Origin of the sequence: Streptomyces sp. NPDC048420 (assembly GCF_040651535.1) — a bacterium.
Taxonomy (GTDB): Bacteria; Actinomycetota; Actinomycetes; order Streptomycetales; family Streptomycetaceae; genus Streptomyces.
In genome coordinates this window covers 145,326-161,933 of record NZ_JBEZKG010000006.1, presented here as the reverse complement: position 1 = coordinate 161,933, position 16,608 = coordinate 145,326, and the positions used below count along the sequence as shown (strand labels likewise).

At 67.3% G+C, this 16,608-nt stretch carries 10 protein-coding genes; 6 read left to right on the top strand and 4 right to left on the bottom strand.

All coding sequences use genetic code 11. From position 1 onward, the window contains the following. The first annotated feature begins 42 nt into the window (after positions 1-42). The 4 genes from mobF (at position 43) to AB0D34_RS12330 (ending at position 8,610) form a co-directional block, all read left to right on the top strand. Complete coding sequence (mobF, locus tag AB0D34_RS12345) at positions 43-4,872, top strand: MobF family relaxase (RefSeq protein ID WP_362660457.1); 4,830 nt, start codon at positions 43-45, stop codon at positions 4,870-4,872. Positions 4,873-4,888: 16 nt separating this feature from the next. After that, entirely contained in the window at positions 4,889-5,200 is a 312-nt protein-coding gene (locus AB0D34_RS12340; protein WP_362660454.1) for a hypothetical protein, read from the top strand. Positions 5,201-5,406: 206 nt separating this feature from the next. Next, the gene (locus AB0D34_RS12335; RefSeq protein ID WP_362660452.1) at positions 5,407-5,940 is read left to right on the top strand and encodes a HEPN domain-containing protein; all 534 of its coding nucleotides are present in this window, start codon (positions 5,407-5,409) and stop codon (positions 5,938-5,940) included. A gap of 54 nt (positions 5,941-5,994) precedes the next feature. Further along, the gene (locus AB0D34_RS12330; protein ID WP_362660449.1) at positions 5,995-8,610 is read left to right on the top strand and encodes a DEAD/DEAH box helicase; all 2,616 of its coding nucleotides are present in this window, start codon (positions 5,995-5,997) and stop codon (positions 8,608-8,610) included. Positions 8,611-8,702: 92 nt separating this feature from the next. On the opposite strand, the gene AB0D34_RS12325 is transcribed toward AB0D34_RS12330, so the two are convergent. After that, positions 8,703-10,367, bottom strand: coding sequence for a pentapeptide repeat-containing protein (locus tag AB0D34_RS12325; protein ID WP_362660446.1), 1,665 nt, complete (start codon positions 10,365-10,367; stop codon positions 8,703-8,705). A 482-nt stretch (positions 10,368-10,849) separates the two neighbouring features. Here AB0D34_RS12325 and AB0D34_RS12320 point away from each other — a divergent pair, with 482 nt between their 5' ends. Continuing rightward, entirely contained in the window at positions 10,850-11,719 is an 870-nt protein-coding gene (locus AB0D34_RS12320) for a hypothetical protein (protein ID WP_362660443.1), read from the top strand. 153 nt (positions 11,720-11,872) lie between these two features. On the opposite strand, the gene AB0D34_RS12315 is transcribed toward AB0D34_RS12320, so the two are convergent. The 3 genes from AB0D34_RS12315 to AB0D34_RS12305 are packed head-to-tail and all read right to left on the bottom strand — an operon-like array spanning position 11,873 to position 14,834. Further along, complete coding sequence (locus AB0D34_RS12315; protein ID WP_362660440.1) at positions 11,873-13,192, bottom strand: DUF1173 family protein; 1,320 nt, start codon at positions 13,190-13,192, stop codon at positions 11,873-11,875. Further along, entirely contained in the window at positions 13,189-14,397 is a 1,209-nt protein-coding gene (locus tag AB0D34_RS12310) for a hypothetical protein (protein WP_362660437.1), read from the bottom strand. Before AB0D34_RS12310 ends, AB0D34_RS12315 begins: the two co-directional genes overlap by 4 nt. Further along, positions 14,394-14,834, bottom strand: a complete 441-nt coding sequence (locus tag AB0D34_RS12305; protein ID WP_362660435.1) for a hypothetical protein — start codon at positions 14,832-14,834, stop codon at positions 14,394-14,396. Before AB0D34_RS12305 ends, AB0D34_RS12310 begins: the two co-directional genes overlap by 4 nt. 332 nt (positions 14,835-15,166) lie before the next feature. On the opposite strand from AB0D34_RS12305, the gene AB0D34_RS12300 reads away from it, so the two are divergent. Then, a complete protein-coding gene (locus AB0D34_RS12300) occupies positions 15,167-16,579 on the top strand; it encodes a hypothetical protein (RefSeq protein ID WP_362660433.1) in 1,413 nt (470 codons plus the stop codon). Positions 16,580-16,608: the final 29 nt, after the last annotated feature.

Here is a 16,608-nt window from a genome sequence, read left to right as displayed (position 1 = left end):
CAAAGCTCTTGCATTCACAATGACACAAGGTAATCTGAGTTCATGATGACCATCCACAAGCTCTCAGCTGGGGATGGCTATCGCTATTACACGAGCGAGACCGTGACCGGCGACGTGCGCCGTTCTCCCGACCGTGACCTGGGCGATTACTACACGGCGGAAGGAAATCCACCCGGGGTGTGGGTCGGTGGCGGAATCGCGGAACTCGGCGTCTCCGGGACGGTGTCCGAGGAGCAGATGGAGGCCCTGTACGGCGAGGGGCTGCACCCGAACGCGGACGAGATCATCAAGGCGGCAGTGACCGAAGGGCTGTCACCCGCCGAGGCCACCCGCCGGGCGCGACTGGGGCGCCGCTTCTACCGGTACGACCAGAGCGCCGGCCCCCTCGCGGCGAAAATCCAGGACGAGATCGAGGCCTTCGAGAGCCGCAAGGGACGGGAGGCGACGGCCGACGAGCGCAGGAAGTTGCGCGCCAAGGTCGGCGCCGTCGCCTACCGGACGGACTTCGGCCGATCACCCAAGGATGCTGAGGAACTCGCGCGCTACATCAGCGCCCACACCGGTTCACAGCAACAGGCCGTGGCCGCCTACGACTTGGTCCTGCGGGCGCCGGAGGACTTCGGCAAGGGCCTGTTCGGCACCGGCGACGAGGACGTGTGCCGGATCGTGATGGAGTGCGACGAAGAGGCGGTCCTTCAGACCATCACCTGGATCGAGGAACACGCGCTCGCCACCCGGACCGGCGTCAACGGCGTCGCCCAGGAAGAGGTCAAGGGCGGTCTGATCGCCACCCTCTTCCGACACCACGACAACCGGCTCGGCGAACCCCTGCTCCACCATCACCTGGTCGTGGCGAACAAGGTCCGCGGGGTCGACGGCAAGTGGCGCTCGATCGACGGAAAGCTGCTGTACGCCATGGGAGTTGCCGCCTCCGAGTACTACAACCAGCTCGTGATCGAGAAGGTCTGCGCCCGGCTCGGTCTGGAAGCCGAGGAGCGTGAGGTCACCCCGGGCAAGCGCCCGGTCATGGGCATCAAGGGCTTTGACGCCGGAGTGCTCAAGCCCCATGCGAAGCGCACGAAGGACATCGGCAAGCGGCTGGAGAAGCTACTCCGCATCTACCGCCAGACGCACGGCAAGGAACCGGGAACGGCAGCCCGGATGGCCCTCATTCAGCAGGCGACGCTGGAGACCAGGCCGGTCAAGAAGAAGGGACGCTCCCTGGCCCAACTACGGTCGGGATGGCGCAAGGCATCGATCGCCGCGGTCGGGCAGAAGCGTGTCGATGCGCTGCTGAGGACGGCACAGGCCAGCGCCTCCATACCCCGTGACGGCTCCGTCGATCTCACCGAGAGCGACGTCGCACAGGCCGCGGAAGAGATCCTGGCGGTCGTGTCCGACCAGCGGGCCGTGTGGGGTGAGCGGCACGTGCTGGCCGAGGCACGACGCCACGTCGTACGCCTCACCCGGGGCCGCAGCACCGCAGCCGGCGGCCTCGCCGAGCGGATCACCGAGCGCGTGCTGTCGCAGGGTTCGCTGAGTATCAGCCCGCCCGAACTGCACCGGCCCTTCGCCCCGCTGCTGCGGTCGGACGGCAGCAGCATCTACCGGCGCCGCGAGTCGGTCCTGTACACCTCCCGCGACATCCTGGCCGCCGAGGACCGGGTCCTCAACGCAGCGCGCACCATAGTGAATCCCGCCCTCCACGGCGACCGGTTCGCCGAGGTCGCCAACCGGTTCACGGGGCGCCGGCTGGACGCTGGCCAACTTCGCCTCGCCAAGGACTTCGCCTGCGCCGACCGGCTCGTCGTCGGCGGCATCGGCCCCGCCGGCGCGGGCAAGACCACCGCACTCGAACTCGTCCGCGACGCGGTGGCCGCCGGCGGCGGACGGCTCATACCCCTCGCCCCCTCCGCACGAGCGGCGAAAGTCATGGAGGGCGATCTCGGCACCACGGCGTACACGCTCCAAGGCTGGCTCGCCCAGCGCGACCGCCTGACCGAGGGCAGCATCGTCCACCGTGTCCTCCGGCGGGGCAGCAAGAAGCGCCGCAAAGCCACTGCGCAGGAGTATGCACTGCGGCCGGGCGACGTGATCGTCGTGGACGAGGCGGGCATGGCAGGCACGAAGAACCTCGCCCGCGTCGTAGCCGAGGCCGAGTGCGCCGGCGCCCTGGTCCGGCTCATCGGTGACCCCGCGCAGCTCGGTGCCGTCGAGTCGGGAGGCGTGCTGCGCCTCCTCGCCCGCGAGGTCGGCGTGGTGGAGCTGGAGGAGATCCACCGCTTCCAGACCGACGGCGAGGCGGACGCCACCATGGCCTTGCGCGACGGTGATCCTGCGGATGCTTGGAGCTGGTACCTGGACCAGGGCCGGGTCGTGGGCGGCGCCCGTGAGGAGATGCTGGACGCCGTCTTCGCCGGCTGGCAGCACGACATCGAGTCCGGTGTGCAGGCCCTGATGATGACCGACGACGGCGAGATGGTCCGCGAACTCAACCTCCGCGCCCAGGCCTTCCAGCTGGCCTCCGGCCGACTCGACCCGAGCCGGACGGCCCGGCTGCGCGACGAGCTCCAGGCCGCGGTCGGCGACATCATCGTCACGCGCAGGAACCAGCGCAAACTCTCGCTGCTGGGCGGCCACGACTGGGTGAAGAACGGCGATCAGTGGATCGTCGAGCAGATCGACCGACGCGGCCATGTCCGCGCCCGCCACACCGGCCACGGCGGCCGGGTCGTCCTACCGCCGCACTACCTGCGCCGACACGCGGAACTGGGCTACGCCTACACCACGCACCGCGCCCAGGGCATCACCGTTCAGGCCGCCCACGGCCTGATCACCGCCCGCACCTCGCGGGAAGCCGCGTACGTCGAGGCGAGCCGCGGCCGTCAGTCCAACCACCTCTACGTCGTCACCGATGACGCCCAGAGCATGCGCGACGTGCTGGACACCGTGGCCCACAGCAGCCAGGCATCGGTCTCGGCCCGGGAGATGATCGAGGCCGAGCAGGAACGCGCCTACGGCATCGGCCAGCTCATCGCCGAGTACACCGACGTCTACGCCCGTGCCACCAGTCAGCGACTGCAGAACCTCCTGCGCCGCGTGCTCGGGCTGGCGGGGGAGATGTTCATCAGCGCGGACGCCTGGGAGGTCGCCGAGCGGTCGCTGCGCGCCGCCGAGGCCGAAGGCTGGGACCTCGTCCAGCTCGTCCAAACCGCCTTCGACGAGCGGGGCTTCGCGGATGCCGACGACCCGGCCGCGGTGCTGGCCTGGCGCATCGACTACCGCGTCGAGGCCGGACGGAAGGCGGCCGAACGTGCCGCTCGACGGGAAGCGGAGCCCGGCGGCAGCCGTCCGCTGAAGACGCTCAGCGCCAAGCAGTTGCAGCGGCTTCTGGACCTCGCCGAGCAACACCGCCGTGCCGCCCTGGACGACCTCCTCCGCGCGGACGCCGCCGTCGACAGCCAGCCCCGACCCGTCATCGTGGACGGTCTTCCCCATCCCGCCTGGCCCGACCGGGCACACGGACACCTCACCCGCGCCCAACTCGCCGCGGCTATCGCCCAGACCCGCGCCTGGATCCGCCGCGCGGAAGAAGAAGGCGACCACGACACCGAGCGCACTGCCGCCGCGCAGCACGCCCTCCTGCGGCGCGAACAACGCCTGCGCAGGTCCATGCCCGCACACGAACGCATGCGCGAGGACTGGCAGCGCGAACCCCGGCCCGGCGCCAGCCACACGGCCACGCAGCCCGTCGAAGCCACCCGCGCCGAGCGCAGCACAAACCTCCACCGCCAGGACACGGCCCGGGATCGACTCAAGCGTGCCCAGCTCATCGCCGCCAAGATCCGAACCGAACAGAGGCTGCGCGACGAGCTCCCGCACCACCCGGCACCGACCCCGAACCACGGCGGCCACCTGCCCGACTGGATCGCTCCGTCGGCCGCCGTACGGGACATGGACACCCCAGAAGGCTGGCGTCAGCACCTGGTCGAGCGCCGCTTCGTGCTCTCCGAGCGGCTGGAGCAGATGGGACTGGCCCTGGCGCAGTCCCCGCCTTTGTGGGCGCGGGCCCTCGGCCCGGTCCCCCTTGCGGGAACGGAACTACGCGAGCAGTGGGAGCGTACGGCGGCGGTGGCCGAGGTATGGCGCATCCGCCACGCTCTGGCCGACGACGTCCCCGGCATCGGTGAACCGCCGTCCGAGCCCCGTGACGCCCATGCCTGGGAGATCTTCCAGCAGCGGATCGCCGAGGTCGGCCGCCGTGCGCGTGCGTCCGCCGCTGCTCGGCACCGGCCGGACGAACCGGTCGGCGGGATGCGGATCGCAGCCCGTACGGCCGAGAACTTGCACTACCGGCTACTCGACGCCCACGTGTCCGAGCCGGGCGACCGAGAGGCGATTTCGGCCGCCCCCGCGGCCTTCGCCCAGCTCGCCCTGCGCCAGGTACTGGAAGGGCAAGAGCCTGTTGAGGAGTGGATCGAGCAGATCCCTGCGCCGGCGTCGGAGGACAGCACTCAGCAGGAGCAGTGGGAACAACTCGTCGCAGCCGTCGCCGCCTATCGAATGCTCCACCAGATCGACTCCGACGAGCCTTTGGGAGAGACTCCTGATGAGGCTGAGTTGCGGGAGCGGTGGGCCGAATTGCACGAGGCCATGACGCTCTTCCAGCGGGCCCGCATCCAGCAGCGCCTGGGAGAAGTCCGAGCCCATCGCGAAGTCGAACGAGCCAGGCGCGGCCTGGCCCCCGTCGCATCGACCGTGTCTTCGGACGATGCCGCACGCGGACGCCGGGCCGACAGCAACCAGGACGAACAGAACCATCACCGACGCCACGGCCCCAACCCGGGACCGCGCCGAGGCCCGGGAACGTGAACGAGGAGGAGACAAGATGGCCGAGCAGCACGAGAACGCCACCAGCGAAGGGCTCACCGACGAACAGCGTGAACTTCTCACGCAGTTCGCCGCCCGGCGAGCCGCACGACTGGTCGTGGCCTCGGGGCAAGCACCGGAACTGTCCGAACTGGAGGCCCGCCTCAGGGAGATGGATGAGGCCCTTGCAGCGCACCCGGACCGCGACAATCCACTGGTCCAGGAGAACCACGAACTCAAGCGGTACACGGTCATCCTCGAAGACGCCGTCCGGGCGTTCATGGCCGGAGAGCTGGTAGCCCAGCCGGGTGGATCAGCACGCAATGCCTAGACGTGGTCTGCGGCGGCCGGTCCCCGGCCGTCTTCGCAGTATTCAGTCCGCGTGTCACACGGGCGGGGCTGCCTTCCAGTCTCGCGGAATCGCGACCTGAACGCGATGCCAGAAGGGTTCAGTTCGGTGCATGTGCGAAGGGAGGCTGAGGCCAAGAGGGAATACCTGGTCGCCGTCCGTGCCCCGAGCCACGACAATGGTCGGTCATGAACTACCGCAGCCCGTTCGGCTCCATCGACTCCGACGATCACAACGGACCGGACGCCCTGTGCCTGTCCCGGACCCACTGCACAGACGCCGCGGAGGACACGATCAACGAGTTCCACCAGGCCGCGGTCGCCGCAATCGAGCGTCGTGCCCCCCAGCCCGCGTTCTTCCTCGCGCGCCAGCTCGCCGAGCTGAGTCTCAAAGCCCTGCATGGGCCTACCTTCCCGATCACCCACAGCCTCACCGCGCTGCTGGACAGCCTCGAACGTCGCGGTGACCTACTCGTCGCCGACGGAGCCGAGGAGCACACGATCGTGGCGTTCATCCGCGACCTGGACTTCTACGATGCGAACGGCGATCAGGGACGCTATCCGACCACCCGCAGCGGCACCCCGTCGCTCGCCACGGTGTGCTGCGCGGACCCGGCCCTTCTGCGCGAGCACGTTGACCAGCTCCACTCCTACGTCCAACGTCGCCTCGCTGCCCGGCGCACCGGGGCCCCTGAAGTGTCACAGCTCAGCACTGTGACCTGACACGATTCGGCCCCGGGCCGCCTTCCACGAACCCCGACCGAAGGACCACAGCACATGGCGTTCAAGCGCTCGTCCGGCACGAGCTCGGCTCCCGCCGACCCTGAGCAGCTCTACCGGCAGCTGGCTCTCGGCAACAACGGTCCCGAGGCTTTGTGGTTGCACCAGGGCGACGTTCTTCGGTCGTGGCACGGCGATCATCTCAACGATCCGGACGTCGCCATCGAGTTGCCGACCGGAGCCGGCAAGACACTGGTCGGGGGGCTCATCGGGGAGTACCAGCGTCGTTCAGCCGGTGAACGAGTCGCCTACCTGTGTCCGACCCGGCAGCTCGCGAAACAGACCGCCGAAAAGCTCACCAACTACGGCATCCCCAACGTTCTACTGACCGGCAAGGTCAAGACCTGGAACGCTGCCGAGCGCAGCCGCTACACCTCGGCGAACGCCATCGCCGTCAGCGTCTACAGCCACGTCTTCAACGCCAACCCCGCACTCGACGACGCACAACTGCTGTTGCTCGATGATGCACATGCCGCCGAGGGCTACGTCGCCGGACCCTGGAGCCTGGAGATCAGCCGGGACGAACAGAGTGCGTACCAGGACGTCCTCTCCGCACTGGCCGACGCCCTCGACCCGCTGGTGGTCGCACGACTTCGCACGGACACACTCGACAGCCAGTACCGCAACAGCGTGTACCTCGCCTCGCCGCTCGGGGTGGCCGCTCAAGCAGGACAGCTTGAGGAAGTTCTGGCTGCCGCCGCGACCGCGAAGAAGATCAGCGACGAGGCAGTGTACGCACTGCGGTTCCTCCAAGGGCACATCGATCAGTGCATGGTCTACCTGTCCTACCGGCGACTGCTGATCAGGCCTTTGATCCCGCCCACGCTGTTCCACGCTCCCTTCAACGACCCGCGACGCCGGGTCTACATGAGCGCCACACTCGGCGCCGGCGGTGAACTGGAGCGCATCTTCGGACGGCGTGCGATAAAGCGCATCCCGATCCCCAAGGGCTGGGAGAAGCAGGGCACCGGCCGCCGTCTGTTCTGTTTCCCCCAACTGACCAGCGACCTCTCCGCCGAGCCGGCGAAGGTGGGCCCGTGGGTTGCTGATGTCGTTGCCCGGCACGGACGGGCCGTCGTCCTGACCCCGGACACCCGCACCGCCCGCACGTTCACCAACACCCGGATCCCCGACGGCTACAAGGTCCTCAAAGCCGAGCACGTTGAGGACAACCTGAAGGTGTTCACCCAGGAGACCGCGGCGGCTCTGGTGCTGAACAATCGCTACGACGGCATCGACCTGCCGGACAACGACTGCCGCCTGGTCGTCCTCGCCGGGCTGCCCGCCCGGGGCGATCTACAAGAGCGCTTCCTGCACGGCTCCCTGGGTGCGGTCGAGGTGCTACAGGAACGCATCCGGGCCCGCATCATGCAGGGTGCAGGCCGCGCCACCCGGAACTCGCGCGACTTCGCCGCCGTGCTGCTGCTCGACGACGACCTCGTCTCCTACGTGACCCGCCGTGACGTCCAGGAGGCCATGCACCCGGAGATCCATGCCGAACTCGACTTCGGATACACCAACAGCATCGGCGCCACCTCCGCCGAGATGCTCGACAACCTGCGGGTCTTCATCGAGCACGCTCAGGAGTGGCGGGAGGTCGACCAGGACATCGTCGACGCCCGTGAGCGGTACGAGCGAATCGACGCCCCAGGTTCGGCCGAGCTCCAGAGTTCGGTACGCGACGAGGTGGCCGTCTGGGACGCGATCTGGCAGGGCGATTGGCAACGGGCCCTCGGCCTCATCCGCAAGGTCCTCGACGCCCTGCGCGGCGGACGGGCACCACAGCGCTACGCGGCCCTGTGGAACTATCTCGGGTCCTGTATCGCACAGCGGCTCGCCGATCAGACCGGCGATGCCCCCCTCCACTCCGCGGCCACCAAGCTCTACGAGGACGCCCGCAACGCCGGTCGCGGAACGACCTGGCTGTCCCACCTGGCCGCCCCGGTCGAATCCACCACCGCGCCGGCCTCGCCCGTGGTCGATCCGCTCGACGAGCAGGCGATGAACGGCGTCCTCGCCAACGCCACTCGCCTGGCCAGGCCAGCAGTCTTCGACCCCGAGATCCAGCGCGCTCGCACGGCTCTGGCCAACAAGCCCCGCAGGCCTTACGAAGCTGCCTTGGTACTTCTCGGGCAACTCGCCGGCGCCGTGCCGAGCGAAGGCGACGGCAACAACGACTCCGCGCCGGACGCCACCTGGGTCTTCGGCAACACCGCCTGGGTGGCGTGGGAAGCCAAGAGCGAGGCCGAACCTGACGGCGAACTCGGCGCCGTATACGTACGGCAGGCCGGGAGTCACCTGCGCTTCGCCGCCGACAAGCGCGGCGAAGCGGTACCGGGCGACTCTCCCGCCTTCCTCGTGACGCCCCAGGATCGGATCCATCCCAGCGCACACGCCGTCGCCGAGAGCCATGTGTACCTCGTGCGCCCGCCCGAGGTCCTGGAGGTCTTCGACCGCCTGGTCCGCGCCTGGCGCACCGCGCGAACGCGCGACCTCACATCCTTGTCCGCCCGGGATCTCGTGGGCATCTTCCAAACCGAAGGCGCGCTGCCCTCACAGTGGCTCCCGCACCTGCGCAGCCAGCCCATCCAGAAGCAGGAGGACGTTGTGTAATGCACCTCAGGCGAGACGCAATGTCCAGCACCACCGAGCTGCACAGCTGGCAGAGTGAGAGTGCGCTCCGCCCAGGATCCTGCCACTGATTGTCAGCGTTTGACTCGTCCGCGGATAGCCAAGACCGCGAGACCAAGTAGCACCGGCTCTGTAAGGCGTGAAGCCATTTCGATGTAGGTGCCGGTCGTGGTTAGGTCTTGACCCGAGGTGCGAAAAATCACCGAGTTGATCACTACCTGGAGAGAACCTTCGAATCGGTCGGTCGATAAACGCTCGGGCCACGGATCGGTTGGGTTAATTGGGTCGGACGTGTCCGTGGTCATTGTGATGCTGCGGCCGGTGAGATCCCCGACGCTAGTCGGCTTCGGTTCGTCCTGCGGCAGTCCCCACAGCATCATCGTGAATACTGTGGCAACCATCGTCACCAGCAGCCAGCCCAGAGCGCGCGAAGCCCGCAAACCATAGCCGGATACCGCCCAATAGATGGCGAGCAGAGCCCGCTCGGGCCAAGGGATGTCGTCGGCGTGGCGACGCATCTCCATCTCGCCGTAATAGAAGTCAGCGGCACCCGGCTCATGCTTGCTGTCTTCGAGACTCTTGCGGAGTTGTCGGTACACAGGCGCCAGCTCTGCTGGTTCCAGCACACTTTCTCCTGCTGACGCGGGCATCCAGCCGCTTGAGTCCATGCCTTGAGTGGCGCGCCAGTGATGTTCTTCAGCGAGGATCCGGCGTTGTGTCCAGCGAACTGGCCTCACGCCGTGCCAGCGCAGCCCAGAGGGGGTGGTGGCCAGGGTGTATCGACCCTCCAGACGCACCTGGTCGAGGCGGAGGGTCCCAGCGAACCGGCAATCGGAGAGGTCGACGCCGGTGAGTACCAAGTGCGCAGCGTCAACTCCTCTCAGCGACACAACCCGTACACGGGGATCCGTCAGGCCAGGTTCGGCAATGTTCTCGGAGCCCCAGACAAATGGTCGCGAGTGAGCGGCAACGCTGACCGGGTACTCCCAGACAGCGTCAGTCAGATCCACGGAGGCATATCGCAGCCGGAGTGCAGCGGTGGAGTCCCACTGCGTACGTCTGCAGAGCACAGTCGTTGCTGCAGCCTCGATCGTCACAGCGGTCCTGAACACCGCCTCCGATAGGTGTAACGTCCCTGCGCACGTGATCGGCCCCATCCTCGCATTGCGCTCGAATTCTGCCGTCGCGAACACGGCGTCTCCGGTGAACCGAACTTTGATGAACCGGGCGGAACCACTGAAGACGGATCCGGTGAATTCAGCGCGTTGCTCAAAATGAACATCTGGGAACCAGGCTCCGCCGCTAAAGGTCGCTCCGACGAAATTAGATTTCCCCTTGAACTGCGCCTCGGCGAAACGAGCCAAACCCTCAATCTTCACGCTATAGAAATCCGCATTTCCGCCGAACAGTGCTCGGCGGAACCATGCTTCGCCATGAATCTCTGAGCGCCTGAAAAGTGCGCTGCCGCTGATTTTTGCATCGGCAAACCGAGCGTCTCGCCTAAACTTCGCCTCGCGAAAATTTGCACCCCCAAGGAAGTGCACCCAATCGAACCGTGCAGGGCCGTCGAACTCTGCTCTATCGAATCCAGCTTTACCCACGAATACCGCTTGTTCGAAACGTGCACGCCCGAAGCGCGGCGCGCCCGTAGCGGGTTCCCTCAGGGCGGCGAGAAGTTCGTCGAGCAGGCCTTCGGTAAAGGGAGTCCCTCGATGGTCGATGTCCGCGCCAGGACCCAAGCCGGCAAGGTAGGCAGTCCGGTCGGTGCCAGGCAAGTGGGCCAAACAGGCTGGATGAGAGGGAACTTGGATGCCGGGACAGCCACTAGCGCCGGTTGCGGAGTTGGCGTCGTGACCGCATTGAGGCCAATCCGGCTGGGGGGACATCGAGGGTTGGGTTCTTGCGGACGTCATGTCCTCGTAGACGTTCTGTCATGGCTAGTAGTTTCCGTTCGAAGGATGGTCATCTGACCGTCACAACGTCGCCGGGTCAACGTTGCGATGTTGGCTCGGCAGTCGGGGATGTTCGCGGGCGGTTTGGGCTCAGCCTTCGACTGCACGTGCTTCAGAGAACAACATGCGGGTGGACGCGGACTCCAGTGAGGCGAGACGGGCTCCGCTGGAGGTTGCGAAGGAGCTCTCGACCTGCTGAGGCGCGGAAGATGGGGCATGCTGGTCGTCGTTCATGTATCCGAGGTCTGGTCAAGAGGGAGGTGGGAGCGATGACGCTGAACATCACCCTCGCGGCCCGGTGGCTTATGGCCCAGAGCTCCGACTTCCGTCTCACGACGCCGGCCGGAGTCGCCGTCAGCGAAAGCGCCCAGAAGCAGGTAGTTCTCCAGTACCGCAGTTGGTCAGGGTTGCTCTGCTACACAGGGGTGGCGAAGTGGAAATCGCACGACACGGCTGCATGGCTGGGGACGGCGCTCACTCACGAACCTGGTGAACGCAGCCCAAGTGACGTCATCGGAAGGATCCTTGACGAGGGCAGTTCCTGGCTGAGACGTGTCCCAATGACGCACCGGTTTCACACGTTCACGATGATCACGTACGAAGGAACAAAGCCCAACGTCTACGTGATCTCCAACTTCGAGCGTCCAAATGGGGCGTCGCTTACCATCCCCACTGATTCGCTCTTCTGCACTCGCGTGCGACCGCGTGGGCCCAGATGCATCGTGACCGGATTCAGCCCCGCGGTCTCCCAGCAGCAGAGCAACGACCTCAAGGATCTACTGGCAACTGGCCCGGAACCGGAGCAGCTCCGCGACGAAGTCGCCCTGGCCAGCCGGGAGTCGTCCAGCCGGGCCCAGGGAACGGTTGGAGAGCAGTGTGTGGTGGCCCACCTCTGCCCTGATGGATCAGGGGAAGCTCACGTTTACGGAAACCTGAGCGCAGAGTTCCTCCCCGTCATGATCAAGAGCGGTCGCAACCTCTTGCCCGATGTCCAGACTGCTCTGGGACAAGCGGGAGCAGTCGGTCCACAGCGGCTCGTCGGCGCGACATGGACCGGCAGCAAGAAGGACGTGTCAGTGATGCTCCCGGCCTTTCGCTCGCTGTCAAACCAGACTGGAAGCGGATGGCCAGGCGAGTGAGATCGACGACGCGTTTTCTCCCGGATCACGCACCAAACACCGCGGTCTCCTGGCCAGTCCGTCGGAGGCAGGTCCATGCCACCTTCTGCAGTCGCTCGCCCGGCCTGCTCCTGACTGACCACCGTCGCGCCCTAGACAAGCTATCCCGACCAGTTACCGATGCATGGCTGCTATTCCGTATTGCACGTCGGGAATCGAGTCGGCAACATCCCACTCGATCAGCCCGGCATCTTGCCTCTGGTAGTGGGCCTGTTTGACACGCTTGCGCTGGTCATACGACTCCCTGCCGTGGATTCCGTAGACCTCTACGTAGGAATGGGGGTGAGTATCGGTGAGGACGAAGTCGGGGAATACGAGATCGCTGCCGTCGTACCTCACCGGCTTGACAAAGGCTCGGCCGCCATCGGTAAGGGCGTTCGCCATTACCACTTCGTGACTGGAGTCGGCGGGTATGTAGAGCCCGGAGACCAGCATGGCAGCCATGTCTACGACCCTGACGTTGCCCTTGGGGCTGAGTTCGACCAGAAACAGGCCGATGCGGCGGGCTCCGTGTTCGGCAGCGATCTTGGAAAATGCCGGGCGGTATGAGCGGCGAAGCCGCTCGTCGAGGGCAGTGGTCGCGAACAGGGCGCCGCGGTGGTGAGCCAGTGTGTATCGAACGCCGTAGCGGGTGGGGATAACATCCCTGATCTCGCCCAGGATGAGCCCGCGGCGCTGGGTATCGGCCCGTCGCTTCAGCCGGGCGATGCGGAAGGTCTCGAAGGCGGCGGTGTTGCGGCGTGCGTACTCCTTGCGAAACGGCGGCACGACGTACAGGGCGTCGGCCAGATGCTCGTGGTTAATCGAGCATCCGGCTATCTGCTCGCTCAGCCGCGCGTGGCAGATCCACCAGCTGCGTCGGCGCCATCGCGGATGCCACGCGGTGAGCTGGGCCGACTCCCACAACCAGTGGAGAAGACCAAGGAGCCCGACGGTCCGACGTGCGCGACCCTCGCGTGGTTCGGTGGATGCCTTCGCCGGTTCCGGGTCGCTGAGCCTTCGGGCGAGGGCGGCACTGAAGCGGATCGCCACGCCCTCGTCGTCTTCACGGATGGCCTCCGTGCTGTACGCGTCGCGGCCGGTCAGCTCGGATGCGAGTTTGTGGAAACTGCAGCTGGGATCGTGGAGTTCGCCCTCACCGGGCCATCCGGCCAGGTGATAGCGGCCGGCCCGGCTGCACCGGATGACCAGCCGGAGGGCGGGTGTCTGGCAGAGGCACTGGCCGTGGCCCACCTCGGCTCTGGCCCGGGCGAAGAGCGGGGCGTAGTCGGTGGCGTGCTCGCGCAGTACGTAGAGGGGCAGCGATCTGTCCGCGAGCTGTACGCGGTCGGCTCGGTCGCTGCGGGCGGTGCCGTCACCCCGGAGGCTGTCAGGATCGGCTGACCGGGGGCGGCCGGGCTCATCTCGTGGTGTGCCGACTTCCGAGGCAGTCATGTCCGTACTCCTCCGTAACCGGGACCGGTCATCGGCCGGTGGTGCTGGAGTTCTTCCTCTGCCTCGGTGTGCCGCCGTCGCCGGCCCACCTGCAGCATGAGCTGCGCCGCCGCGTGGTGCGGGTCCGGGGTCTCGTCGGTATCGAGCTGCTCGGCCAGTGCGCGCCGTACGGCGGCCTCTTCCGCACGTTGGCGCGCGGTGAGCCGGGAGCGGCGTTGGATTTCCAACGTGATTCGCTGTACCTCGTCGATGAGTTCCTGGACATGTTGCATCGCCTCGGCGGCGTCCGGGGGAACCGGTGCGCCTTCGGGGAGTTGCTCGGCCAGCTGCCGCAGTCCGTAGGAGGCGGTCAGCGCCCTGTCCATGATCTGGCCGCGTCGGCTGCTCAGCTCGGGCGGGCTCAGCAAGGCCAGGGAATCTGCGCGTGCCAGCCGGGTCAGGGTGGCCAGCACGTCAGCCTGTCCCAGGCTCTCCAGGCCCGCGGCCACGCCGGGGTCCAGGCGGCTCTGATTGATCTCCGCTGGTGCGATCCGCTCTGCCCAGGCGAGCAGCTCGGTGCGCAGCAGCATCACGCTCTGCGGGTCCAGCCCGTACCCGGCGAAGGCCGAGTCCGGGACGTCCGCGACCTGCGCCAGCCGGACGTACAGATCTTCGCGCACCCGCGTCTCGGGGAGCTGTCGGAGCCCTGCGATACCGGTGACGTAGTCGGCCAGGTAGGAGTCGACGGCGCCTTGCCCCAGGTGTCGGCTCAGCACGGCGAGGTCCACGAAGTCCTGGGCGGCCAGGCGGTGTTCAGGGGCCTCCAGTTTGCCGTAGAGGAGGTCGCCTACGGCTGTGACCGGCATGGTCTCGACGGTGTGGGAGTCGAAGTAGCGGGTCATGCGGGCGATTTGAACGGTGACTGTGCCGTACTCGGGGTGAGTGACCAGCAGGTCGCTGTTCTGGTCGCATCGCGCGACGGGGTGGAAGGCCCAGGTCCGGACCTCCTCAACTCGGTACCCGTGGGCGGCCAGCGCTCCGGTGACAGCCGCCCGTACCGCCGGGGAGTCCTGGACCTGGTCCGTGAACACGTCGATGTCGTCTGCGGGCCGGGCCCCGGCGACGCCGAGGACATGGGGCGCCAGCGAGCCGGACAGGTGGTAGCCGTGCTGGCCGCATGCGGCCAGCACGATTCGGGCGACCGTGAGCATTCCTTCGGTGTTCACGACGCGGTCAGCTCCGGGAACCGCCGCTCCCACACCTCCAGGACGGCTTGCGGGGCGAGCCGTTGCGGCCACAGGCGGCACAGAACGTCACGGTTGATCAGCGCCGCTTGTTCCGTCGCGGTCCCGCCTACGAGGAGTCTGCGATACAGCGCGGCACACTGCGCCGTGTCACCCACGTTCACGCGCGCGGGCGCCTCGCCGTCGGCCAGATGGCGCGGAACGTCCGCGAAACCCGATGAGGGGCCCGCGAGGGCGTCGAGGTCCGCTACCACGTCGAACCCCTGGAACAGGAGAAGGTCACTGACACTGGGCGCGGTGAGCGCGTGGGCGATGTCCTCGGGTATCAGACCCTGACGGGCCGCTTCGTCGATCACTCCCTGCTCGGCGCCCCGCAGGCGTGCCACTCGCGCGAAATCGGGCCGGGGGGTGCTGACCATGTGGTCCGTTCTCCTTCGGTGATGCGTCAAGTACACGCATTGATTGACTAGTTGCGGCGATGTCGCCTGTTGTCCGCGCCGTTCACCTCTAACGTCGCCGAACGGCGGCTTCCCCATGTGGAGAAGTCATCCAACTGCCGCGCCAACCTCACCCCAAAATACCCCCAGGGGGTATGTAAAAGTGTGAGAGTGTGGCGTCGACCGGCTGTGATGCACCTTCCCGAACGGAGGACTTGATGACTGACCGCTCCATATCCGCGCCGACCGGCGCACGTAGCGCGTTCTCGGCGGCAAGATCGCGCCGTGCACCGCACCGGGTGGCCGCTGCGGGGATGGCGACACTCGTCCTTTGCGCGCTGGCCGGATGCAGCGACGCCTCGGGGGGCAAGGCCGATCCGACGACCGGGGCAACGCACAAGGCTGCGGCCCCCGTCCGCCTCCCGGTTCCGGACGGATTCGACACCGAGGCCGGCTGGAGCACGTCGGCGAGCCCCGAGGCCACCGACACCGAGCCCGGTTCCAGCGGCTTCCCCCTCGTCGCCGTCGCACCCCAGAGCGCTCTGGTGATTCAGGCAGCCGCCGACGGCTCCCGGGTGCGTGCCTTCTCCCTCGCCAGCGGCAAGACCGTGTGGACCTTCACCCCCAAGGCACTCACGAGTGCCCGTACGGGTGTCTTCGTCCAAGAGGGCAAGGCGGGCGAGACGGTGGTGCTGGCCCGTCTGGGCAAGACCAGCGGGAGCGGCCTGACCACGTCGCGCCCCACCACCACGATCGATGTCGTCTCGGCGGATTCCGACACTAAGGCAACCGCCGAACATCACCTCGACCTGGCGGCACCTGACGACACCGCCTTCTCCTTCACCGCCACCGATTCGGGTTTCCTGGTCGGCCCCGCAACCGACGGCGTACACGAGAAGGCCGTCGCGATCGACGCAGCCACCGGCGTCCAGCGCACCATGCAGACGAAGCCGGTGAAGGTGTCCGGCTGCGGCTCGGGGCCGTGCACCGTCCAAGCCTCTCCGGCCTTCGCCACCGCCGAGGGTGTCGTATCCGTCTTCCAGCAGCAGGACGGCTGTGACCAGTGGACCGAGAGCGGCACCCCGTGCACGTACGGATTCCAGGTCGGCGACGCCTGGACCAGCACCAGCGTTGCCCCCAGCGGCATGCACGTCGGCATCCCGCTCGCGGTCACCGGTCAGTACCTGGTGGCCGCCTGGCACACCAGCGACACGCAGACCGATCCGCCGGCTCTCTCCGACACCGACAAGACCACGCTGGTGGTGCACGATCTCGCCACGGGGAAGATCAAGGCGAAGGTCAACTGCACCTCCGCCGACGCTCTCACCCTTCAGCCCGGATCCGCACAGTCCTCCACCCGCCTCTCGCCGAACGGTGACTTCCTCATCTCCGGCCAGGCCGGGTTCGACCTTGATACCGGACATGGGCACTGCTTCACCAGCACCGCCAGCACCAAGGGCATCGACCTGACTGCCGTATCCGACGACGGCACGGCGTACGGCATTGTGCACGCCGTCGACCAGAAGGAAGCTACCTCCCTGTACGGGCGGCTGCCGATCGCCCAGGACGGCACGGACACACCCGAGCGTGACTCGGCCCGCGTCAGCGTACGGACCGGGACGGCCAAGGCCCTGCCCGCAGCCGCCGAGGTCCCCCTGTATCTGGCGGCGGACGGGCACGGTGTCTTCCGCACCCGCAACGTGGTCGCGGTCTACCCCGCTTCCTGAGCGCCCACCGCCCTGAGCCCCGAGCATCG